Below are 20,999 nucleotides of genomic sequence, written 5' to 3' on the forward strand. Positions count from 1 at the left end.
GGCCGTCTGAAACTTTTCAGACGGCCTTTATTGCCATTACAGACAGCAACTTCCAAATCTCAAACGTTTGCTGAGACCTGTTTCGTGAATTAATTGTTTGATAACCAAAATATTGGTGTTATCAGCTAACGCGCGAATGCTGTGCGCTTCCATCGGCTCAAGACGGATAACTTGCAAGCCTTCGGTCTGCAAAACTTCGTCCACTGTTTTGATTTCGGCTTTGCCGTTTAAAACCAAAAGCAAAATAATCGCATCCGCCTCATATGCCGGAATTTCATTATCCTTCTGCAGTGAAAGCTGAACAATCTCCTGATTGCCGTCTGAAGCAATCACGCCGCCCAATAAAGCTTTGGGATCTAACTCATAATGTTTCATTATTATCCTTTCCGCCCAAACGTTGCCGATTCGTGGACAATCGCTCAAGCAAACCAGTACAATACCGCCCATCTTACCGATAGACACAATATTGTCACATGAACATATTAATCTCAAACGACGATGGTTATCTTGCGCCTGGTTTGGCTGTTTTGGCAAGAGTGTGCGCAGAATTTGCCAATGTCAGGGTGGTTGCGCCCGAACGCGATCGCAGCGGCGTCAGCAATTCCCTGACTTTAGACCGTCCTTTACAACTGAAACAGGCGGAAAACGGGTTTTACTATGTGAATGGCACCCCCACCGACTGCATTCATGTCGGCCAACATGCCCTTGCCGACTTCAAACCCGACTTAGTCTTGTCTGGCATTAACAACGGCGCAAACATGGGCGACGATACGCTTTATTCTGGTACGGTTGCCGCCGCAACGGAAGCTTATCTGATGGGTATTCCCGCTATTGCCTTTTCGCTTGCCGATTCAAGCGGCCGTTATTGGGAAACTGCAGAAAAAGCCGCTTGGATGCTGCTTTCCTACTTTCTCAAACGCCCTATTTCCGAACCCATCTTATGGAACATCAATATCCCTGCCGTCGCACCTGAGGATATCCAAGGCATAAAAATTACACGGCTCGGCCGTCGTCATCATGAACAAAGCATTGTTCCCATGTATAATCCACGTGGCGAACAAATTTATTGGATTGGGCCGGTCGGCGATGTTTCCGACAGCGAAGAAGGTACCGACTTTGGCGAATGTGCAGCCGGCTTCATCACGATTACCCCCCTTCAAGTTGATTTGACTGCCTACGGACAAATGGAGCAAACCGCTTCCTTTTGGTCAGCAATCCCTGCGCCTTAACAGTCCCTAACAGCCGAACACTTGAGAAACAAGCATATTTTTATTATGATATGCCCCGACGAGAACAATTACCCGAATACGAAAGTCATTAACATGTTGAAAAAAAGTGTATCTTATGCCGGATCGGCAGCTTTGGTTTTATTACTTGCGGCCTGTGCCAGCCAACAACCGGCTCCTGTAGTCGTCGGCACACAAAGCGGTGGTTCAACAACAAGCTCTACTGCTGACAATCCTTACGGTGCCGCGCCTTACAATACCAACACCAGCCCAGCGGCAGATGCGCCATACACTCCGCCGGCAAGTACACCTGCGCCAACGTACAACAGCGGCAGCACCGGCACTTACACGCCTTCTTATGCGCCTGTTGATATCAATGCAGCGACACATACCGTCGTTCGCGGTGATACCGTTTACAACATCTCCAAACGCTACAACATTACCCAAGACAATCTGCGTGCATGGAATAACTTGGCCGACAACACCATCAGCGTAGGTCAAACCCTGCGCGTAAAACCTGAAGGCTACGTTGCACCGGCAGCTTCTGCAAGCAAACCTTCTACTCCGACAACCCCAACCACCGCTCCTGCCCCAAGCACACCTGCCAATACACCGACCGTGTCTACCGGCAGCAGCCGCAACGTCAGCGGCATCACATGGCAGCGTCCGACTACCGGTAACGTTATCGCCAACTTCGGCGGCAGCAACAAAGGCGTGGATATCGCCGGTACGCAAGGCCAGCCTGTCGTTGCAGCGGCAGACGGTAAAGTCGTTTACGCAGGCTCAGGCTTGCGCGGTTACGGCAACTTGGTCATCATCCAACACAACTCATCATTCTTGAGCGCATACGGCCACAACCAACGCCTGCTGGTTAATGAAAATCAAACCGTGAAACGCGGCCAGACCATTGCCCACATGGGTAATACCGATGCATCCCGCACCCAGTTGCACTTTGAAATCCGTCAAAACGGCAAACCGGTCAATCCGGCAAATTATGTTGCCTTCTAAGCTGATTCAAGCAACCTAATTTCAATTCAATCCCTGCCTAAATGTCATTTAGGTAGGGATTGTTTGTACCGGTTTCCCATGAAATTTCATCTTCCTCTTCTTTATTCCCTGCTATTGGGCGGTTGCGCCGCGTTTTTGCCATCACTGGACGAACGCATCCAAAGCAGTTATCTTGACATCCCTTCAACGCCGCGACTGGATAGCGCCTTAGGTATTCCTTCTACCCCTTCCAAGGCCGATATTTCCCATATCTATCTGCTGAACGATGCCCATGAAGCCTTTGTCGCCCGAGCAGCCTTAATTGAAGCTGCCGACCATACCCTTGATTTACAGTACTATATCTGGCACAACGACATCTCCGGCAAGCTTTTGTTCAACCTGATTCATCGCGCGGCCGAACGCGGCGTCCGTGTGCGTTTGCTTCTGGACGACAACAACACCAACGGCATGGATGATCTCCTGCTGGCACTCGACAATCATCCCAATATCGAAGTCCGTCTGTTTAATCCCTTTATTTTCAGAAAATGGCGTGCACTCGGCTATATTGCCGACTTTCCGCGACTTAACCGCCGAATGCACAATAAATCGTTTACCGCCGACAACCGTGCCACCATTTTAGGCGGCCGCAATATCGGCGACGAATATTTTAAGGTTAACGACGATACCATCTTTGCCGACCTCGATATCCTCGCCACAGGCCTCGTAGTAACCGAAGTTTCCCAAGACTTCGACCGCTATTGGGCAAGCCATTCCGCCTATAATGCGACCAGCGTCATCAAACGGGGAAACCTGCAAAAAGGACTGGCCGAACTTAATTACACCGACCAAGATAAAAATCAAACGCTCATCCGCTATCGCCAAAGCATCGAACACTCCAGCCTCTATCAAAAAATGCAGAGCAACCTTATAGAGTGGCAAAGCGTCAGCACACGTTTAATCAGCGACGATCCGGCCAAAGGCTTAGACCGTGACCGGCATAAACCGCCTATTTCCGAACGCCTGCAAGACGCCCTCAAGCAACCCGAAAAAAGCGTTTACCTTGTCTCGCCCTATTTTGTGCCCACAAAATCGGGTGTCAAAGCCATAGAAAAGCTGATACACAACGGCGTGGACGTTACCGTCCTGACCAATTCGCTCCAAGCAACCGACGTTGCCGCCGTCCATTCCGGCTACGTCAAATACCGCAAGCCTTTGCTCAAAGCCGGAGTCAAACTATACGAACTCCAGCCCAACCATGCTGTTCCGACCACCAAAGACCGCGGCTTGACCGGTAGCTCCGCCACCAGCTTGCACGCCAAAACATTCATCGTGGACGAGAAACGCATTTTCATCGGCTCATTCAACCTTGACCCACGTTCCGCACGGCTCAATACCGAAATGGGTGTCGTCATCGAAAGTCCCGAAATCGCAGGCCAAATGCAGCGCACCCTCGTTACGACCACCCCAAACTACGCCTATCAGGTAACGCTTGGCAATTACAATAAACTATACTGGTATGACCCTAGTGAAAAACGAACTTACGCACAAGAACCAGAAGCCAAATTCTGGAAACGGGTTACTTCAAAAATCCTGTCCATCCTGCCCATAGAAGGATTATTATAGAGGCCGTCTGAAATCATAAATCATGCTGCCGGAGGAATTCATCATGTCTCGACTCATCTGCAAAACCCTATTTGTTTGTACCGCCTGCCTATTGTTGGCCTCTTGCGGCACCACCGGCAAACACAAAACCCACAAGCCGCAAACAACCGCCAGAAAAGTCCAACCTGTCCGCATTTCCCATATCGACCGCACACAAGGTTCGCAGGAATTAATGCTTCACAGCATGGGCCTGATCGGCACGCCCTACAAATGGGGCGGCAGTACCACAGCCACAGGCTTTGACTGCAGCGGCATGATCCAATTCGTCTATAAAAACGCCCTCAACGTCAACCTGCCACGCACCGCACGCGATATGGCCGCCGCCAGCCGTAAAATTTCCGATGACAAATTAAAAGCCGGCGATCTGGTCTTTTTCAATACCGGCGGCGCACACAAATATTCCCATGTCGGCCTCTACATCGGCAACGGCGAATTCATCCACGCCCCCAGCAGCGGCAAAACCATCAAAACCGAAAAACTTTCCACCCCGTTTTATGCCAAAAACTATTTGGGCGCACATACCTTTTTTACTGAATAAATCAAGGCCGTCTGAAAGGTATCGCAACATCATCGATACCTTTCAATCTATTGCTGATGAATGAAGCTTGGTTACAAGATAGGCCTGTGCAAAAATTTGCCCATAACAAAACACCATCAAGGATATATCATGCACACAGAATCCGTTCTAAATCTCCTTAAAACCCTGCAAAACCAAATCTGCGCCGCTTTGGAGCAAGAAGATGGCGAAGCCGAATTTGTGCATGAAGCATGGACGGGGAAACTGGGCATCGGCGAAACACGCGTATTGAAAAACGGTGCAGTATTCGAGCAGGCGGGCGTGAATTTTTCGCATGTGAAAGGCAGCAAAATGCCCGCTTCGGCGACAGCGCACCGTCCTGAACTGGCGGGCGCAGCGTTTGAAGCCATGGGCGTATCGCTGGTGATTCATCCGAAAAATCCGTATGTGCCGACCAGCCATGCGAACGTGCGCTTTTTTATTGCCTATCCTGAAAATGCCGAGCCGGTTTGGTGGTTCGGCGGTGGCTTTGATTTGACGCCGTTTTATCCGTTTGAAGAAGATATTGTGCATTGGCACACCGTAGCGCGAGACGTATGCGCGCCATTTGGCGAATCGGTTTATTCTGAATTCAAGCAATGGTGTGACGAATATTTCTACTTGAAACACCGTAACGAAACACGCGGCGTGGGCGGCCTATTTTTTGACGATTTAAACCGCTGGGATTTCGATACCTGCCTGAATTTTATCAAGGCGGTCGGAGAAGGCTATATCACAGCGTATTTGCCGATTGTGGCCAAACGCAAAAACACGCCTTATGGGGAACGTGAACGCGATTTCCAACTCTACCGCCGCGGACGCTATGTCGAATTTAACTTGGTTTGGGACAGAGGTACGCTGTTCGGCCTGCAAAGCGGCGGACGCACGGAAAGCATTTTGATGTCCATGCCGCCTTTGGTGCGCTTTGAGTATCAATATGCGCCGGAAGAAGGTTCGCCCGAAGCACGCCTCAATCAATTCCTCATACCGCGCAACTGGCTGGAAGAAGCCGGCAGATAGTTTTACCTATCAAAGGCCGTCTGAAAAGCGATTCTCACTGGTTGAGACTGCCTTTTCAGACGGCCTTTGCTTCAATTGCTTTGAATTTGCATACCTTTGCCTATCATGCTGTTTCATCTCTATAGAGTTTTTGAGACAATGCGCCCATATAAAAATCACCTCACAAACCACACTAAAAAGGAATAATCGGTGAAACGCATTTTCTTGTTTATCGCAACCAATATCGCCGTTTTGGTTGTCATCCGTGTTGTTTTGGCCATCTTGGGCATCAACAGTACCGACCAAGTCGGCAGCCTGTTGGCTTATTCCGCAGTCGTCGGCTTCAGCGGCTCGATTGTCTCCCTGCTGATGTCGAAAACCATCGCCAAACATTCGGTCGGCGCCGTCGTCATCGACCAGCCCCAAAGCGAAGAAGAAGCTTGGCTGTTGGCAACTGTTGAAGCGCAAGCCCGCCAATGGAATCTGAAAACGCCGGAAGTCGCCATTTACAACTCGCCCGAGCCTAACGCCTTTGCAACCGGCGCGACCAAAAACAGCTCGCTCGTCGCTGTCAGCACCGGCCTGCTCGACCACATGACCCGCGATGAAGTCGAAGCTGTTTTGGCGCATGAAATGGCACACGTCGGCAACGGCGATATGGTAACGCTGACACTGATTCAAGGTATTGTGAATACTTTTGTCGTCTTCTTGGCACGTATCATTTCCAGCATGGTGGCGCGAAACAATGACGGCAGCACTTCTCAAAGCACATATTTCATGGTCAGCATGGTCTTGCAGGTTGTATTCGGCTTCCTTGCCAGCATTATTGTGATGTGGTTCAGCCGCCAACGCGAATACCGCGCCGATGCAGGCGCTGCAAAACTGGTGGGCGCGCCGAAAATGATTGCCGCCCTGCAACGCTTGAAAGGCAACCCCAGCGATTTGCCGCAAACCATGACGGCAATGGGCATTGCCAGCGATGCCAAAGACTCTTGGTTCAGTACCCATCCTTCTTTGGACAACCGCATCAATCGTTTGAAAAACCGCTAATCGAAAACATCAAGGCCGTCTGAAACATCAATTTCAGACGGCCTTTTTTTATTTCTTCATCAAAGCCCGCTTGATGATAATCATCCAGTCTTTTTTATCCAACAACGGCCGCTGGTTAAACACATCATATTTGCAACCGTCCAGCTTCTGCAAAATCAACTGGCCGCCGACAATAATCATGCGCAGCTCAAAACCGATTCGTCCTTTGAGGGTTTTGCCCAACGGCGAGCCGGCCTTCAGCATTTGAAAAGCACGTTGGCACTCATGCGCCATCAGCCGTTGAAAAGCAAAGTCGGCTTTGCCGGCCGCAATCTGCTCTTCACTAACTTTAAACTTCTGCAAATCTTCCTGAGGGATGTACACGCGACCTTTCTGCCAATCTACCGCAACGTCCTGCCAGAAATTAATCAGCTGCAAGGCAGTGCAAATGCCGTCGCTTTGTGCCATGCTCACTTCATCGGTTTGCCCGTACAAATGCAGCATAATGCGCCCCACCGGATTGGCGGACAAACGGCAATAGGCAATCAATTCGCCAAAGTTTTCATAACGGGTTTTGACCACATCCTGACTGAACGCCGCCAGCAAATCATAAAACGGCTGCAACGGCAATTGAAACGGCACAATCGCTTCGTTATATAAACGCTGCATCAAAGCCGTTTGCAGTTTCCCGCCTTGTGCAATGCGGTCTAACTCTGATTTCAGTTCGTCCAGTTGGCGCAGACGTTCGGCTGCTTCGGCATTGCCTTCGTCGGCAATATCGTCCGCCATCCGCGCAAAAGCGTAAACGGCGTGAACCGGCTTACGCAAACGGCGTGGCAGCACAACGGAGCCGACTGGGAAGTTTTCGTAATGATTGACTGACATGGGAAATCCGAAAATTTAAAATAAAGTATTTTTGCTGACAGGCCGTCTGAAATTCAGACGGCCTTCCGTTTGGCCGCAAAGAAATCCTGCAATACGCTTTGGCATTCTTCTGCCAATCTGCCGCCCAAAATTGCGGTATGCTTGTTCAGACGTTTGTCGGCAAACAAATCAACCACGCTGCCTGCCGCACCGGTTTTGGGTTCGGCCGCACCATAAATCACGCGCCCGACCCGTGCCTGTATCAAGGCAGAGGCGCACATGGTGCAAGGTTCTAGGGTGATGTACACATCGCAATCTTCCAAACGGTAGTTTTGTAAAGCTTTGCCTGCGGCGGCAAGCGCGTTGATTTCGGCGTGGTGACTGACATTGTGGTCGCCAATGCAGGTATTGTGTGCCGCTGCGATTACCTCGCTTTGATATACGATGACCGCGCCAACGGGCACTTCGCCCAATGCCGCCGATTGTCTGGCCTGCTCTATCGCCAGCCGCATAAAGGCTTCCATATCGCTTTGCGAAGGGAAAACGGCAACAGGCGGATGATTTTTTAATGCTTCGCCTAGCTCCGTCTTTCTCTCCTCGGAAACATGCCCGACATCCACACCTGAAACCAACGCATCCAGTTGCCACAAGGTGCTTTTGGTTACGGTCAAACCCGATGCTTTCAGCAATAGAAACGCGCGGACTGCGCTGATTTTTTGCAAATCTTCCAGTGTGTAAATACCCAATTCTTTTAGCGCAGCCAACGTCTTAGGCGCAAGTGGTGGCGTGGTCAGCATGGATTATTCCTGAAAATGCCGACGCGCCAAGGCTAAGGCCGTCTGAACATAATCGCTGTCTGCGTAAGGATCTAACGTGTGCGCCAAAGGAATTTTCCGCAACCAGGTCAACTGGCGTTTGGCAAGCTGGCGCGTGGCAACAATGCCTTTTTCGACAAAGGTGTCATAATCTGTTTCGCCTTCGAGATAATCCCAAGCCTGACGGTAGCCCACGCAGCGCATAGACGGCATGTCGGCATGTAGTTGCGGATAATTACGGCGTAAGGTGTGCATTTCATCGAGGAAACCATGTTCCAGCATATTTAAAAAGCGTTTTTCGATTTGGCGGTGTAACAAATGACGGTCTTCGGGAATCAGGGCAACCGTACATAAATTCAATAAAGGCGCAGCCTGCTTCTGCTCTGTGAAATGTTCGCTCAAAGGCTTGCCGGTCAAAAGATAGACTTCCAAAGCGCGCTCAATGCGCTGGCTGTCATTGGCTTTCAGACGGCCTGCCGTAATCGGGTCAACTTCCTGCAAACGGCGATACAGGCCTGCCAGACCGTATTCATTCTTTTCCGCCTGAAGCTGTGCACGCACCGCCGCATCCGCGCTGGGTAAATCGTTCAAACCTTCTGTCAGTGCGTGGAAATACATCATCGTGCCGCCGACAATCAGCGGATAGCGACCGCGCGCATGTATTTCGTTCACCAAGCGCACGCAGTCGCCGACAAAATCCGCCGCGCTGTAACTTTCCAGCGGCGAGATAATATCAATCAAATGATGCGGTACGGCGGCAAGCTCTTCGGCAGTCGGCTTGGCCGTACCGATGTCCATGCCGCGATACACCAGCGCGGAATCCAAACTGATGATTTCTACCGGCAACGATTGGGCAATATTTAAGGCCAGTGCGGTTTTACCGCCGGCAGTCGGGCCGAGTACGGCGAAGGCTTTGGACGCGTTCATAAGAAAACGGAAAAATTAAAAATGCGATTATAGCAAACCCGGGCAGACCATATTTCAGGCCGTCTGAAACATTTGCCCTACATTATCAAAAGCGTTACACTTGCTGCGCCGTTTCAGACGGCCTTTTATATTGATTTCAAACCTGCTGCTGCCGTCATTGCGCCGGCAGTCAAGCCGTCAGCGACACTGCGCCGCTGTAAACACGAAAGAACACACTATGACCGTATCTCCCGTAGCCTTGCGCCGTCAAACCGAGCGCAAGCCGCATCCGACTGCGCGTTATTGGAAAAAATGCGATGTCGAGGCTTTGTTCGGACTGCCTTTCCTCGACCTCGTTTTCCAAGCCGCCGAAATCCACCGCCAAAACTTCAACCCGCGCGAAATCCAACTCTCCACCCTGCTCTCCATCAAAACCGGCGGCTGCCCCGAAGACTGCGCCTACTGTCCGCAATCGGCACACCACAACACCAATCTGGGCAAAGAGCAGATGATGGACGTGGACGAAATCGTCGAAAAAGCCAAAATTGCCCAATCGCGCGGCGCCAGCCGTTTCTGCATGGGCGCGGCATGGCGCGGCCCTAAGCCTAAAGACGTGGCTGTCGTTTCCGAAATCATCAGCGCGGTAAAAAGCTTGGGCATGGAAGTGTGCGGCACCTTCGGCATGCTCGAAGACGGCATGGCTGAAGACTTCAAAAAAGCCGGCCTGGACTACTACAACCACAACCTCGATACCGACCCCGAACGCTACAACGACATCATCCACACCCGCAAACACGAAGACCGCATGGATACTTTGGGCAAAGTCCGCAATGCCGGTTTGAAAGTCTGCTGCGGCGGCATCGTCGGCATGAACGAAACCCGCGCCGAACGCGCAGGCCTGATTGCCAGCCTTGCCAACCTCGACCCGCAGCCCGAAAGCGTGCCGATCAACCAGTTGGTCAAAGTGGAAGGCACGCCGCTGGCCGATGCCGAAGATTTGGACTGGACGGAATTTGTCCGCACCATCGCCGTCGCGCGCATCACCATGCCGCACAGTTACGTCCGCCTCTCCGCAGGCCGCAGCAATATGCCCGAATCCATGCAGGCCATGTGTTTCATGGCTGGTGCAAACTCGATTTTCTACGGCGACAAGCTACTGACTACGGGCAATCCGGACGAAGACGGCGACCGCCTGCTGATGGAAAAATTGAATTTGTATCCGCTGCGCTTTGAATTGGAAGAAGAATACAAAGCCGCGCAGGAAACGCCCAAAATCAAAGTTGATTATTAACCACCATGATAAAAGGTCGTCTGAAACTTTTTCAGACGGCCTTTTATCGTTATTCAACATGAAAACCTTCAATCTTCCGTATCCATTCTTCCTTTTCCGCCTCGTTCAAAAACGAAGCGCGGAACGAATTGGCGCACAAGGTTTTGGTTTCTTCCGCACTCAAATCCAATGCCTCAGCAAGCGCTTCAAAATTGTGGTTCATATAGCCGCCGAAATACGCCGGATCATCGGAATTGACGGTTACCAACACGCCGCGTTGCAACATACGACGCAAATTGTGTTTTGCCATCTCCGAAAATACTTTCAATTTCAAATTGCTCAACGGGCAAACGGTCAACGGCATTTGCTCTTTAATCAAACGCGTCATCAATGCCTCATCTTCTTCCGCCCGTACGCCATGATCAATACGGCGGACATGCAGCAAGTCCAAAGCCTCGTAAACATATTCCGGCGGGCCTTCTTCTCCGGCATGCGCTACCGTCAACAAACCCTCCGCCCTCGCCTGTGCAAACACGCGTTCAAACTTAGACGGCGGATGCCCCAGCTCGCTCGAATCCAAACCTACACCGATGATGTGTTCTTTATAAGGCAAAGCCTGATTTAAGGTTTCAAATGCATTTTCTTCCGACAAATGCCGCAGGAAACACATAATCAAACGCGTGCTTATGCCCCATTGCTGCCCGGCTTCACGGCAGGCGCGGACAATGCCGTTAATCACGGTTTCAAACGCTACACCCCGCGCAGTATGGGTTTGCGGATCGAAAAATATTTCCGTATGCACGACATTGTCTTCGCGGCAACGCTCAAGATACGCGCGGGTCAAATCGTAAAAATCCGCCTCGTGCAGCAATACGCCGGCACCGGCATAATAAATATCCAAAAACGACTGTAAATTGTGAAAATCATAAGCCTGCCGTACCGCTTCGACATTTTCATAAGGAATCGCTATACGGTTGCGCTTGGCGATTTCAAACATCAATTCCGGCTCGAACGTCCCTTCGATATGGACGTGCAGCTCGGCTTTGGGCAAGGCTTGGATCAATTGTTTGATATTCATATTTTCTCTGTTTTTCGGTTTATATTTAATATTGAAGGCCGTCTGAAACTTTCAGACGGCCTTTGACCATTTATCTGTTAAAAACCATTTTCCATCATGATTTCGCCGGGGATGCGGTTGCGGTGCATGGCATAGCCCAAATCCATCAGGGCTTGGAAAGTGTCTTTGACCATTGCCGGATTGCCGCAAACCATAAAGCGCGTATCAGCTTTGGTGAACTTAAAGCCGATTTTTGCTTCCAAACCGCCATTCTTCAGCAATTCGGGAATCCGTTTGCCGCTCAATGCGCCTTCCGTTTCCTCACGCGTGGTAACCGGAACAAAAGTGAATTTATGGAAATATTCTTCAATCAGCGGATGTTCTTTCAAATCGGCAAGGCGTTGGTTGAAAATCAACTCGTCGGCGTAAGAGACGGAATGCGCCAAAACCAAACGGTCGAAACGCTGCCAGATTTCAGGTTGCTCGATAATGGAGAGGAAAGGCGCAATGCCGGAACCCGTGCAGAGCATAACCAAATCCTTGCCGTCGGGGAATCGCTCGGGCAAGAGGAAACCGGTAGCCGTTTTATCCAGCAAAATGGTGTCGCCTTCTTTCATGGCTACAAAACGCGCCGACATCGGGCCGCCTTCGATTAACACCGCGAAATACTCAAGCGTATCGGCGTATTCGGCAGACACGACGGAATACGCGCGCCAAATAAAGCCCTCGCCGTCACGGAAACCAAGACGCGAAAACTGCCCTGCCGAAAAACGGTAGGACTCGGGACGGCTGATGGCAAAAGTCATCAACTTAGGCGTATGGTGTTTGATCCACAAGACTTTTTCTTCTGTAAACTTGGCTTCTGGAGAAGCTGCCATAATAGGTTTCCTTGATATTCGGTATCAGTTTCAAATAGGGCTTATTATAAAGATTCAAAAGGCCGTCTGAAATATTTATTTTCAGACGGCCTTTAAGATTATTCACGGCGCAAACGGATACTGATGCCTTTTTGTTCCAAAATCAAATCGTTACCGTCAAAACGATAGTTCCATACGCTTTGTTTGCGCAAAAACGCATCTTCCAGCTTCATGTCTTCACACAGCATCATGCTTACCGCAATATGGCCAAAATCAATTTTGTCCGAACCAATCGTATTGGCTTGAAACATCATACCATTGCAACCCATCTTGCCATACGCCTTAGGTATCTCGCTCAAATCCAGATAGGCATCAGTACCGGCCAAATCTTTTTCGGTGAATTTATTGAAAGCAACAACACGCCATTTGGCGGCTAAAGTAGGCTGCGCAGTTTGTTGAGTTTGCACCTGCGCTTTAGAGGCTTGTTCAGGCTGAGATGCTGAAGGAGATGTACAAGCTGCCAAAACCACCATACTCATCAATGCACCGAATAATGTTTTCATATCCATTCCTAATTTATTGCTAAAGGCCGTCTGAAAAACTATCCACCTTCAGACGGCCTTTAAGCCTTATTTACAAAGTCGTATCCAATGCTTTGGAAATATCGTTCCAAATATCATCCACATCTTCGATACCGATAGAGAAACGCAGCAGGCCGACTTTGATGCCCATTTCCATTTTTACGTCGTGCGGCACGCCGCTGTGGGATTGGGAATAGCAATGGTTGACCAAACTTTCCACGCCGCCGAGGCTGGAAGCCATTTTGACCAGTTTCATGTTTTTAATCACGCTATTGGCCGCTTCACGCGTATCGTTTTTGAGATAAACCGTAACCACGCCGCCGATGCCTTGGGGCATTTGTGCTTTGGCGAGTTTGTAATGTTCGTGAGACGGCAGACCGGGATAGAACACTTTTTCAATGGCAGGATGGGCTTCCAAACGGCGCGCGATTTCGAGTGCATTTTGGCAATGGGCATTCATGCGCAAGGCCAACGTTTTAATACCGCGCAATACCAGCCAGCAGTCCATCGGGCCTGCAATCGCGCCAGTATGCACCATCATATCGTGCAAAGGCTGAGCCAGCTCTTTGGTTTTGGCCACGACTACGCCCATCAATACGTCGGAATGGCCGCACAAATATTTGGTAGCGGAATGGAACACAAAATCGCACCCCATATCCAACGGCTGTTGCAAATATGGCGTGGCAAAGGTGTTGTCGATGCCGACCAGCGCACCGGCTGCTTTGGCTTTCGCTGCAAGGGCTTTGATGTCCACCAAGCGCAAAAGCGGATTGGACGGCGTTTCCAGCCAAACCAATTTGACAATGTGCGCTTTGAGCAGCTCGTCCAGATTATCCGGATTGCCCAAATCGGCAAAAACAACGTTCACACCCCATTTTTGATAAACATCGACCAATAAATCATAAGCGCCGCCGTAAATATCGGCGACAGCGACAATCGTATCGCCCGGACGCAGGAATGTGCGCCACACGGCATCAATCCCCGCCATACCGCTGGAAAATGCGAAACCGGCCGCACCATGCTCCAAATCGGCAACGGTATCTTCCAATACCTGACGTGTCGGGTTGCTCAGGCGCGAATAGCGGTAAGGCACATTTTCGCCAATCTCGTGCAACGCAAACATACTGTTTTGATAAATCGGCGGCATCAGCGCACGGTTGTGTTCGTCGCAATCGTAGCTGGAATGAATGGCTTTCGTGGCGAATTTCATTTGGTCTCTGCCTATGTAGATGTGAATAATCGAAGATTTTATCACTATCTGAAAAATAGAAACAATCAATGCAGGCGGATAAAGCAAGTGATATAATCTCGCATTTGCAAATCGGCCGACACGAGCCGATTCCCTCCACACGCATCTCAACAATCCTATCATGAAGGACATACCACGCATGAACGCCATTGCAGACGTGCAATCCAGCCGCGATTTACGCAACCTGCCGATTAATCAGGTCGGCATCAAAGACCTGCGCTTTCCAATCTCCCTTAAAAGCAAAGAAGGCGAACAATCCACCGTCGCCCGCCTGACCATGACGGTTTTCCTGCCTGCCGACCAAAAAGGCACGCATATGTCGCGCTTTGTCGCCCTGATGGAAAAACAAACCGATGCTTTGGATTTCGATACGCTGCACAAACTGACCGCCGATATGGTTGCCCTGTTGGATTCGCATTCCGGCAAAATCAGCGTTTCCTTCCCGTTTTTCCGCAAGAAAAGTGCGCCCGTCTCCGGCATCCAATCGCTGCTCGACTATGATGTCACCCTGACCGGCGAAATCAAAAAGGGCACATACAGCCACAATCTGAAAGTAATGGTTCCGGTTACTTCATTGTGTCCGTGTTCCAAAGAAATTTCCCAATACGGCGCGCACAACCAACGTTCGCATGTGACCGTCAGCCTGATTGCAAACGCGGATGTAGACATTGAAGAAATCATCGATTACGTCGAAGCGCAAGCAAGCTGCCAGCTCTACGGTTTGCTCAAACGCCCTGACGAGAAGTATGTAACGGAAAAAGCATACGAAAATCCTAAGTTTGTCGAAGACATGGTTCGCGATGTGGCCACTGCGTTGATTGCCGACAAACGCATCGAGTCGTTTGTTGTCGAAAGCGAAAACTTCGAATCGATACACAACCATTCCGCTTACGCTTATATCGCTTATCCTTAAAAGCCGAGCCGAATAGAAACAAAGGCCGTCTGAAAATTTCAGACGGCCTTTGGCATAGATTGAACGATAACATGAGACTATCGGTCATATATGGGCAACCCTATTTCGATATAATTCAAAAGTATTAGATTTCTCTCGCAATATTTGACATAAATTAAGCCGATTGTTTTTCCATCATTTATAATGACGGTTCCTCAACGGCATCTCCGTAGATACTATGAAAAAATTCCTTTATTTCCTCATTGCATTTTTAGGCTTGAGCAGCTTCGCATTTGCAGTAGATGCCAATGATTTGCTGCCTCCAGAGCAAGCCTTTGTACCTCAAGTCAATGTAACCGATCAAGGCATCAGCGTGCAGTTCAAGATCGCTGACGGCTACTATATGTACCAGTCCAAAATCGTTGCAGCGACCAATCCTGACAAAGTCTTGGCCGAACCCAAATTCAGCAAAGGCGAAGAAAAAGAAGACGAATTCTTCGGCAAACAAACGGTTTACCACCATACTGCACAGGTAGACCTGCCTTACAAACAAGCTGCGCCACAATACAAACTGACGCTGACTTATCAAGGCTGCGCCGAAGTGGGTGTGTGTTATCCGCCTGTGGACACCGAGTTTGACGTAAAAGGCAACGGGGTTTACCAGCCTCAAAGCGACGAGCCGGTTTCTGCCAAAGACCGCTTTTTGCAACCATCCGCCTCTTCAGACGGCCAAATGCCCGCCCAACCCAGTACAAACAATCCCGACAGCAGCCGCTTCAAGCTCTCTTGGGATACTTTAAACGCCAACCTATTGGCGTTTTTTGTCGCAGGTTTGGGCTTAAGCTTTACCGCCTGTATGTATCCGCTCCTGCCGATTGTTTCCAGCATTGTCGTAGGCGATAAAAAAGCCGGCAAAGGCCGCGCGTTCACCTTGTCGATGGTGTATGTACAAGGTTTGGCATTGACCTATACCTTGGTTGGCGTGATTGCCGGTTTGACAGGCGCGCTCTTGACCGTATGGCTGCAACAGCCTTGGGTTGTGCTTGCCGCTGCCGCATTGATGGTGGTACTGGCCCTGTCTATGTTCGGCCTCTTCAATATCCAACTGCCAAACTCCGTCCAATCCTATTTCCAAAACCAAAGCAACAAACTCTCCGGCGGCAAAATCATTTCCGTTTTCATCATGGGTATTTTGTCCGCCCTGATAGTCGGCCCTTGCGTTGCGCCTCCACTGGCATTTGCTCTGGGCTATATCGGCCAGACCGGCGATGCCGTATTGGGTGGCCTTGCACTCTATACATTAGCACTCGGTACCGGCGTACCGCTCATCATCATCGGCACATTCGGCGGCCATATCCTGCCTAAAGCAGGCGACTGGATGAACGGCATCAAATACGCATTCGGCTTCATTTTGCTGGCCGTTGCTGTATATCTCGCCACGCCGCATCTGCCCTATTTCGCAGTAGTCGGCCTCTACACCTTGCTGATGATTGTTCCCGCCCTGATGCTTTTGGCAAAATCAGGCAAACAAAAAGGCCGTCTGAAAACAGTTGCCGCCGTATTAGGCTTTTTACTGTTGATTGGCGGCTCGTGGTTTGGCTGGCAAAGCTTCAACAAACAAACCACCGCCCTGCACCACTTCTTAACGTTGGTTCCGCCATCCGAAGCCGGCCAAGAAACCGACCACGGCAAGATGTTTACCGATGTCGACGAACTTAAAGCCGCTATGGATGCCGCCTTGAAAGCCGACCCAAGCAAGCCCGTGCTGATTGATTTCTACGCCGACTGGTGCGTATCCTGCAAAGAAATGGCCGCCTACACGCTCAACCAGCCGCAGGTACACGAAGCAGTCGATATGCAGCGCTTCTTCCAAATCGACGTAACCGCCAACACTCCCGACCATCAGGCCTTACTGAAAGAATACGGCCTCTTCGGCCCTCCGGGCGTGTTTGTTGTCCGCGCCGACGGCAGTCATAGCGAATCCTTATTAGGCTTTGTCAAACCCGATGCCTTCATCGAATGGTATCGCCAAAACGAGAAATAGCCGTCTATAAAAAGGCCGTCTGAAAACAGATTTTCAGACGGCCTTTTCCTATGTTCAAAGATTAAAATTCATCTTGATGCCAACGCGTAGAACGCAAAATGCTGGAATCCACATCTTGAATATTGCGATGGCCGGTAAACGCCATGGAAATATCCATTTCTTTATACAGAATTTCCAGCGCACGGGTTACGCCTTCTTCACCATACGCACCCAAACCATACAGGAACGCGCGGCCTATCATCGTGCCTTTTGCACCCAAAGCCCAAGCTTTCAAAATATCCTGACCGCTGCGGATGCCGCTGTCCATCCAAACCTCGATGTCGCTGCCCACCGCGCTGACTACATCAGGCAAAGCTTTAATGGCGGATACGGTATCATCAAGCTGACGGCCGCCATGATTGGAAACGACCAATGCGTCCGCGCCGCTTTTCGCTGCTTTTTCCGCGTCTTCTGGCTCCATAATGCCTTTGATAATCAGCTTGCCGCCCCACAAATCTTTAATACGCGCCACATCATCCCAGCTCAGGCGCGGGTCGAATTGTTCGGAAGTCCATGAAGACAGCGAAGACAAATCGCCCACGTTTTTCGCATGACCGACAATATTGCGGAAGGTGCGGCGTTCCGTGTTCAGCATTTTCATGCACCATTCCGGTTTAGTCGCCAAATTGATTAAATTGGCAATGGTCGGTTTCGGCGGCGCAGACAGGCCGTTTTTGATGTCTTTGTGCCGTTGACCCAAAACCTGCAAGTCGGCAGTCAAAACCAAGGCCGAACATTTGGCATCTTTCGCACGCTTAATCAGGTTCTCCATAAACTCGCGGTCGCGCATCACATAAAGCTGAAACCAAAACGGCGCGCTGGTGTTTTCAGCCACATCTTCAATCGAGCAGATGGACATGGTTGAAAGCGTAAACGGAATACCAAATTTTTCCGCCGCACGCGCCGCCAAAATTTCACCGTCGGCGTGCGCCATGCCCGTAAAACCAGTCGGCGCAATCGCTACCGGCATTTTCACATCCTGCCCAATCATTTTGGTTTCGAGACTGCGCCCCTCCATATTAACCAATACCTTTTGGCGGAAACGGATGTCTTTGAAATCCGAAGTGTTTTCACGATAAGTGGTTTCTGTCCAAGAGCCCGAATCAATATAGTCATAAAACATACGCGGCATTTTACGTTTGGCAACAAGGCGCAAGTCTTCGATACAGGTTATTTTGCTTAAATCACATTTCATTGTCGATTGCCTCTGTTAAGGTAAAGACGGATGGTTCAGGCCGTCTGAACATTTCAAACAACCCTTCACTTTGCTCCATCAAAACAACTAAATTTTAAGAATAATTTTGATAATCTATATCAGTATCAATATTAAATCAAAACATTTTAACCCTGATATTTGTAGGGTTGATAGCCTTTTTTCAGACGGCCTTAAGTCCAAATTACAGAAAAATAAAGAAAATATTTTCCGATTTAAAAATCAGCCAATGCCACCATTTAAACAAACAATCAAACCAATCCGCCACATACTTGACTGAAACACTCAGATATTAGACAATTCCCTCCACTAATAAAAACGCCCACACAGGCAACCACACCATGAGACTGACTACCAAAGGGCGATTTGCAGTAACCGCCATGATAGATTTGGCAATGAACGCGCAAACCGGTGCTGTCAAACTCAGTGCCATCAGCGAACGACAAAGCATTTCGCTTTCCTACCTCGAACAATTATTCAGCAAGCTGCGCCGTGCCGGATTGGTTGAAAGCCTACGCGGCCCAGGCGGAGGCTATATCCTTGCCGCACCCGCCGAGCAAATCAATATTGCACAAATCATCTCCGCAGCCGAAGACCGACTGGATGCCACACAATGCGGCAGCAAAGCAAACTGCCACCACGGCGCCCCCTGCCTGACCCATGACCTTTGGGAAAACTTAAATAAAACCATCAATGACTACCTCAGCAGCGTTACGCTGCAAAGCATCATTGAACAAAAAAACTGCAGCGACAGCAGTCATGTCGTTACCTTTACACACATTCATTAAACCGACTTGCGGCGAAGACCGCAGGCAGATGACCAAACGAAAGAGCAAACCATGACCGTCAAAACCCCCGTATACCTCGACTACGCCGCCACCACTCCCGTTGACCGCCGCGTTGCCGAAAAAATGATTCCCTACCTGTCCGATATTTTCGGCAACCCAGCCTCCAACAGCCACAGCTTCGGTTGGGAAGCAGAAGAAGCGGTAGAAAAAGCACGTGCAGACATCGCAGCCCTGATTAACGCCGACTCCAAAGAAATCGTTTTTACCAGCGGCGCGACCGAGTCCAACAACCTCGCCATTAAAGGCGCAGCACACTTCTACAAATCCAAAGGCAACCACCTCATTACCGTGAAAACCGAGCACAAAGCCGTGCTCGATACCATGCGTGAACTCGAACGCCAAGGTTATGAAGTAACTTATCTAGACGTACAAGAAAACGGTTTGGTTGACTTAGACGTGCTGAAAGCCGCCATCCGCGAAGACACCATCCTCGTTTCCGTCATGTGGGTAAACAACGAAATCGGCGTGGTTCAAGATATTCCTGCCATCGGCGAAATCTGCCGCGAACGCAAAATTATTTTCCACGTTGACGCAGCACAAGCCTGCGGTAAAGTACCTGTTGACGTTGAAGCCGCCAAAGTTGATTTGTTGTCTATGTCCGGCCACAAAGTATACGGTCCTAAAGGCATCGGTGCCCTGTATGTACGCCGCAAACCCCGCGTCCGCCTCGAAGCCCAAATGCACGGCGGCGGCCACGAACGCGGTTTCCGTTCCGGCACATTGCCGACCCACCAAATCGTCGGCATGGGCGAAGCCTTCCGCATTGCCAAAGAAGAATTGGCACAAGACACTGCGCACTACCTGAAACTGCGCGATATCTTCCTCAAAGGTATCGAAGGCATCGAAGAAGTCTACATCAACGGCGACCTCGAACACCGCGCTCCGAACAACCTGAACGTCAGCTTCAACTTCGTCGAAGGCGAAAGCCTGATTATGGCAGTGAAAGAACTCGCCGTATCCAGCGGCTCCGCCTGTACTTCCGCAAGCCTTGAGCCAAGCTACGTTTTACGCGCACTCGGCCGCAACGACGAATTGGCACACTCATCCCTGCGCATCACCTTCGGCCGCATGACCACCGAAGAAGAAGTCCAATTCGCCGCCGAACTGATCAAATCCAAAATCGGCAAACTGCGCGAACTGTCTCCGCTGTGGGAAATGTTCAAAGACGGGATTGATTTGAACTCGATTGAATGGGCAGCGCATTAACCAAGAGAAAAGGTCGTCTGAAAAATCCAAAAGGCCTTTAACTTTTCAGACGGCCTCATCAAGAAAATACTAAAAATGACTATAATAAAAAATAAAACACGCTACTTATTTTCTTATTTGATTCTATGCTCTGCCCCGCTGGTTTCAGCACAGACACAACCTGATTGGTCAACTATATTCAAATCATTTGAAAACGGCTGCCAATTCGATAAACGTTTGGAAAACCTGTTAGACTCATTTAGTGATGTAAACTACGACTGGAACGATAAAGACTCTAAATATCAAAACCTACGTTTGAATTATCCCGATAGAGTCAAGCTGCCAAAAGCTTACCGTAATCTTGTACACCCACCGATGACCTTGCACCGCGCGGAGTTTAGTGAAAATGGGGAATCGTTTATTCTTGATCAAACCCGTTTGAAACTCAGCGGTACTTATTATGGCTTACCTGTGATTCATATCAGCCAGACGTTCCAATTAGAAACCGCCGGTTACAGGTATACCCGTTTATTGTTGGATGTACCACCGGAGCAAGCACGCAATGTGTTAAAAGGAAAATACCATCCTGTTCGAAAATACAGTTTGATTTTAGAAGAATACGAAACCCTGCAAGCAAAACTAAAACCGATTAATGTTAACGGGAAAGCCCAAACAATTTTGGAATGTGCTTTTGTAGATGGTTAATAAAACAACTTTGCA

Annotated in this window: 21 protein-coding genes; 12 read left to right on the forward strand and 9 right to left on the reverse strand. The window is 49.8% G+C overall.

What is annotated here, in order from left to right; translation table 11 throughout:
• Positions 1–36: 36 nt before the first annotated feature.
• Positions 37–375 carry a cupin domain-containing protein gene (locus HMPREF2551_RS06945; protein WP_049329421.1) on the reverse strand — a complete coding sequence of 113 codons (339 nt, stop codon included), beginning with the start codon at positions 373–375 and terminating at the stop codon, positions 37–39.
• Positions 376–473: 98 nt separating this feature from the next.
• On the opposite strand from HMPREF2551_RS06945, the gene surE reads away from it, so the two are divergent.
• From surE to htpX, 6 genes are all read left to right on the forward strand, one after another.
• Positions 474–1,229 (forward strand): 5'/3'-nucleotidase SurE, encoded by a 756-nt coding sequence (gene surE, locus HMPREF2551_RS06950; protein WP_070838087.1) that lies wholly within the window; start codon positions 474–476, stop codon positions 1,227–1,229.
• Between the two features lie 93 nt (positions 1,230–1,322).
• The gene (locus HMPREF2551_RS06955; RefSeq protein WP_070838088.1) at positions 1,323–2,234 is read left to right on the forward strand and encodes a peptidoglycan DD-metalloendopeptidase family protein; all 912 of its coding nucleotides are present in this window, start codon (positions 1,323–1,325) and stop codon (positions 2,232–2,234) included.
• A gap of 78 nt (positions 2,235–2,312) precedes the next feature.
• Entirely contained in the window at positions 2,313–3,836 is a 1,524-nt protein-coding gene (locus HMPREF2551_RS06960) for a phospholipase D family protein (RefSeq protein ID WP_070838090.1), read from the forward strand.
• Positions 3,837–3,879: 43 nt separating this feature from the next.
• Positions 3,880–4,413 (forward strand): C40 family peptidase, encoded by a 534-nt coding sequence (locus HMPREF2551_RS06965; protein WP_070838657.1) that lies wholly within the window; start codon positions 3,880–3,882, stop codon positions 4,411–4,413.
• A 129-nt stretch (positions 4,414–4,542) separates the two neighbouring features.
• Positions 4,543–5,451 (forward strand): oxygen-dependent coproporphyrinogen oxidase, encoded by a 909-nt coding sequence (gene hemF / locus HMPREF2551_RS06970; protein WP_070838092.1) that lies wholly within the window; start codon positions 4,543–4,545, stop codon positions 5,449–5,451.
• 189 nt (positions 5,452–5,640) lie between these two features.
• A complete protein-coding gene (htpX, locus tag HMPREF2551_RS06975; protein WP_070838094.1) occupies positions 5,641–6,480 on the forward strand; it encodes a protease HtpX in 840 nt (279 codons plus the stop codon).
• A 48-nt stretch (positions 6,481–6,528) separates the two neighbouring features.
• On the opposite strand, the gene hpnC is transcribed toward htpX, so the two are convergent.
• From hpnC to miaA, 3 genes are read right to left on the reverse strand one after another with little or no spacing between them, the layout of a single operon-like run.
• Positions 6,529–7,344: a squalene synthase HpnC gene (gene hpnC, locus HMPREF2551_RS06980; protein ID WP_070838096.1), complete on the reverse strand. Its 816-nt coding sequence runs from the start codon at positions 7,342–7,344 to the stop codon at positions 6,529–6,531.
• Positions 7,345–7,397: 53 nt separating this feature from the next.
• Positions 7,398–8,120: a tRNA adenosine(34) deaminase TadA gene (tadA, locus tag HMPREF2551_RS06985; RefSeq protein ID WP_070838098.1), complete on the reverse strand. Its 723-nt coding sequence runs from the start codon at positions 8,118–8,120 to the stop codon at positions 7,398–7,400.
• A 3-nt stretch (positions 8,121–8,123) separates the two neighbouring features.
• Positions 8,124–9,065 carry a tRNA (adenosine(37)-N6)-dimethylallyltransferase MiaA gene (gene miaA, locus HMPREF2551_RS06990; RefSeq protein WP_070838099.1) on the reverse strand — a complete coding sequence of 314 codons (942 nt, stop codon included), beginning with the start codon at positions 9,063–9,065 and terminating at the stop codon, positions 8,124–8,126.
• A gap of 217 nt (positions 9,066–9,282) precedes the next feature.
• Here miaA and bioB point away from each other — a divergent pair, with 217 nt between their 5' ends.
• Positions 9,283–10,335 carry a biotin synthase BioB gene (bioB, locus tag HMPREF2551_RS06995; protein WP_003746495.1) on the forward strand — a complete coding sequence of 351 codons (1,053 nt, stop codon included), beginning with the start codon at positions 9,283–9,285 and terminating at the stop codon, positions 10,333–10,335.
• A 49-nt stretch (positions 10,336–10,384) separates the two neighbouring features.
• On the opposite strand, the gene HMPREF2551_RS07000 is transcribed toward bioB, so the two are convergent.
• The 4 genes from HMPREF2551_RS07000 to HMPREF2551_RS07015 all read right to left on the reverse strand — a co-directional run bounded on the left by HMPREF2551_RS07000 (position 10,385) and on the right by HMPREF2551_RS07015 (position 14,019).
• Positions 10,385–11,392 (reverse strand): adenosine deaminase, encoded by a 1,008-nt coding sequence (locus HMPREF2551_RS07000; RefSeq protein WP_070838100.1) that lies wholly within the window; start codon positions 11,390–11,392, stop codon positions 10,385–10,387.
• Positions 11,393–11,469: 77 nt separating this feature from the next.
• A complete protein-coding gene (locus HMPREF2551_RS07005; RefSeq protein WP_070838103.1) occupies positions 11,470–12,249 on the reverse strand; it encodes a ferredoxin--NADP reductase in 780 nt (259 codons plus the stop codon).
• A gap of 98 nt (positions 12,250–12,347) precedes the next feature.
• Entirely contained in the window at positions 12,348–12,791 is a 444-nt protein-coding gene (locus tag HMPREF2551_RS07010) for an META domain-containing protein (RefSeq protein WP_070838105.1), read from the reverse strand.
• Positions 12,792–12,861: 70 nt separating this feature from the next.
• The gene (locus HMPREF2551_RS07015) at positions 12,862–14,019 is read right to left on the reverse strand and encodes a trans-sulfuration enzyme family protein (protein ID WP_070838107.1); all 1,158 of its coding nucleotides are present in this window, start codon (positions 14,017–14,019) and stop codon (positions 12,862–12,864) included.
• Positions 14,020–14,197: 178 nt separating this feature from the next.
• Here HMPREF2551_RS07015 and folE2 point away from each other — a divergent pair, with 178 nt between their 5' ends.
• Positions 14,198–14,971 (forward strand): GTP cyclohydrolase FolE2, encoded by a 774-nt coding sequence (folE2, locus tag HMPREF2551_RS07020; RefSeq protein ID WP_070838109.1) that lies wholly within the window; start codon positions 14,198–14,200, stop codon positions 14,969–14,971.
• Positions 14,972–15,188: 217 nt separating this feature from the next.
• Positions 15,189–16,994 (forward strand): protein-disulfide reductase DsbD, encoded by a 1,806-nt coding sequence (dsbD, locus tag HMPREF2551_RS07025; RefSeq protein WP_070838111.1) that lies wholly within the window; start codon positions 15,189–15,191, stop codon positions 16,992–16,994.
• A 61-nt stretch (positions 16,995–17,055) separates the two neighbouring features.
• On the opposite strand, the gene HMPREF2551_RS07030 is transcribed toward dsbD, so the two are convergent.
• Positions 17,056–18,228 carry an alpha-hydroxy acid oxidase gene (locus HMPREF2551_RS07030; protein ID WP_070838113.1) on the reverse strand — a complete coding sequence of 391 codons (1,173 nt, stop codon included), beginning with the start codon at positions 18,226–18,228 and terminating at the stop codon, positions 17,056–17,058.
• Between the two features lie 359 nt (positions 18,229–18,587).
• Between HMPREF2551_RS07030 and iscR the strand changes: the two genes are divergently transcribed.
• From iscR to HMPREF2551_RS07045, 3 genes are all read left to right on the forward strand, one after another.
• Positions 18,588–19,034, forward strand: a complete 447-nt coding sequence (iscR, locus tag HMPREF2551_RS07035; protein ID WP_004519894.1) for a Fe-S cluster assembly transcriptional regulator IscR — start codon at positions 18,588–18,590, stop codon at positions 19,032–19,034.
• Between the two features lie 51 nt (positions 19,035–19,085).
• Positions 19,086–20,300 (forward strand): IscS subfamily cysteine desulfurase, encoded by a 1,215-nt coding sequence (locus tag HMPREF2551_RS07040; protein ID WP_049329436.1) that lies wholly within the window; start codon positions 19,086–19,088, stop codon positions 20,298–20,300.
• A gap of 75 nt (positions 20,301–20,375) precedes the next feature.
• Positions 20,376–20,984 carry a hypothetical protein gene (locus tag HMPREF2551_RS07045; protein WP_070838115.1) on the forward strand — a complete coding sequence of 203 codons (609 nt, stop codon included), beginning with the start codon at positions 20,376–20,378 and terminating at the stop codon, positions 20,982–20,984.
• Positions 20,985–20,999 lie beyond the last annotated feature (15 nt).

Origin of the sequence: Neisseria sp. HMSC066H01 (genome assembly GCF_001837375.1) — a bacterium.
Lineage (GTDB): Bacteria > Pseudomonadota > Gammaproteobacteria > Burkholderiales > Neisseriaceae > Neisseria.

What these genes read in the sequence shown, in the direction of transcription:
- folE2 (WP_070838109.1), top strand. Translation starts at nt 14,198, where the DNA reads ATGAACGCCATTGCAGACGTGCAATCCAGCCGCGATTTACGCAACCTG.
- hemF (WP_070838092.1), top strand. Translation starts at nt 4,543, where the DNA reads ATGCACACAGAATCCGTTCTAAATCTCCTTAAAACCCTGCAAAACCAA.
- tadA (WP_070838098.1), bottom strand. Translation starts at nt 8,120, where the DNA reads ATGCTGACCACGCCACCACTTGCGCCTAAGACGTTGGCTGCGCTAAAA.
- HMPREF2551_RS07040 (WP_049329436.1), top strand. Translation starts at nt 19,086, where the DNA reads ATGACCGTCAAAACCCCCGTATACCTCGACTACGCCGCCACCACTCCC.
- dsbD (WP_070838111.1), top strand. Translation starts at nt 15,189, where the DNA reads ATGAAAAAATTCCTTTATTTCCTCATTGCATTTTTAGGCTTGAGCAGC.
- HMPREF2551_RS07000 (WP_070838100.1), bottom strand. Translation starts at nt 11,392, where the DNA reads ATGAATATCAAACAATTGATCCAAGCCTTGCCCAAAGCCGAGCTGCAC.
- HMPREF2551_RS07010 (WP_070838105.1), bottom strand. Translation starts at nt 12,791, where the DNA reads ATGAAAACATTATTCGGTGCATTGATGAGTATGGTGGTTTTGGCAGCT.
- HMPREF2551_RS06965 (WP_070838657.1), top strand. Translation starts at nt 3,880, where the DNA reads ATGTCTCGACTCATCTGCAAAACCCTATTTGTTTGTACCGCCTGCCTA.
- HMPREF2551_RS06955 (WP_070838088.1), top strand. Translation starts at nt 1,323, where the DNA reads ATGTTGAAAAAAAGTGTATCTTATGCCGGATCGGCAGCTTTGGTTTTA.
- iscR (WP_004519894.1), top strand. Translation starts at nt 18,588, where the DNA reads ATGAGACTGACTACCAAAGGGCGATTTGCAGTAACCGCCATGATAGAT.
- surE (WP_070838087.1), top strand. Translation starts at nt 474, where the DNA reads ATGAACATATTAATCTCAAACGACGATGGTTATCTTGCGCCTGGTTTG.
- HMPREF2551_RS07030 (WP_070838113.1), bottom strand. Translation starts at nt 18,228, where the DNA reads ATGAAATGTGATTTAAGCAAAATAACCTGTATCGAAGACTTGCGCCTT.
- hpnC (WP_070838096.1), bottom strand. Translation starts at nt 7,344, where the DNA reads ATGTCAGTCAATCATTACGAAAACTTCCCAGTCGGCTCCGTTGTGCTG.
- HMPREF2551_RS06945 (WP_049329421.1), bottom strand. Translation starts at nt 375, where the DNA reads ATGAAACATTATGAGTTAGATCCCAAAGCTTTATTGGGCGGCGTGATT.
- bioB (WP_003746495.1), top strand. Translation starts at nt 9,283, where the DNA reads ATGACCGTATCTCCCGTAGCCTTGCGCCGTCAAACCGAGCGCAAGCCG.
- HMPREF2551_RS07005 (WP_070838103.1), bottom strand. Translation starts at nt 12,249, where the DNA reads ATGGCAGCTTCTCCAGAAGCCAAGTTTACAGAAGAAAAAGTCTTGTGG.
- HMPREF2551_RS06960 (WP_070838090.1), top strand. Translation starts at nt 2,313, where the DNA reads ATGAAATTTCATCTTCCTCTTCTTTATTCCCTGCTATTGGGCGGTTGC.
- HMPREF2551_RS07045 (WP_070838115.1), top strand. Translation starts at nt 20,376, where the DNA reads ATGACTATAATAAAAAATAAAACACGCTACTTATTTTCTTATTTGATT.
- HMPREF2551_RS07015 (WP_070838107.1), bottom strand. Translation starts at nt 14,019, where the DNA reads ATGAAATTCGCCACGAAAGCCATTCATTCCAGCTACGATTGCGACGAA.
- miaA (WP_070838099.1), bottom strand. Translation starts at nt 9,065, where the DNA reads ATGAACGCGTCCAAAGCCTTCGCCGTACTCGGCCCGACTGCCGGCGGT.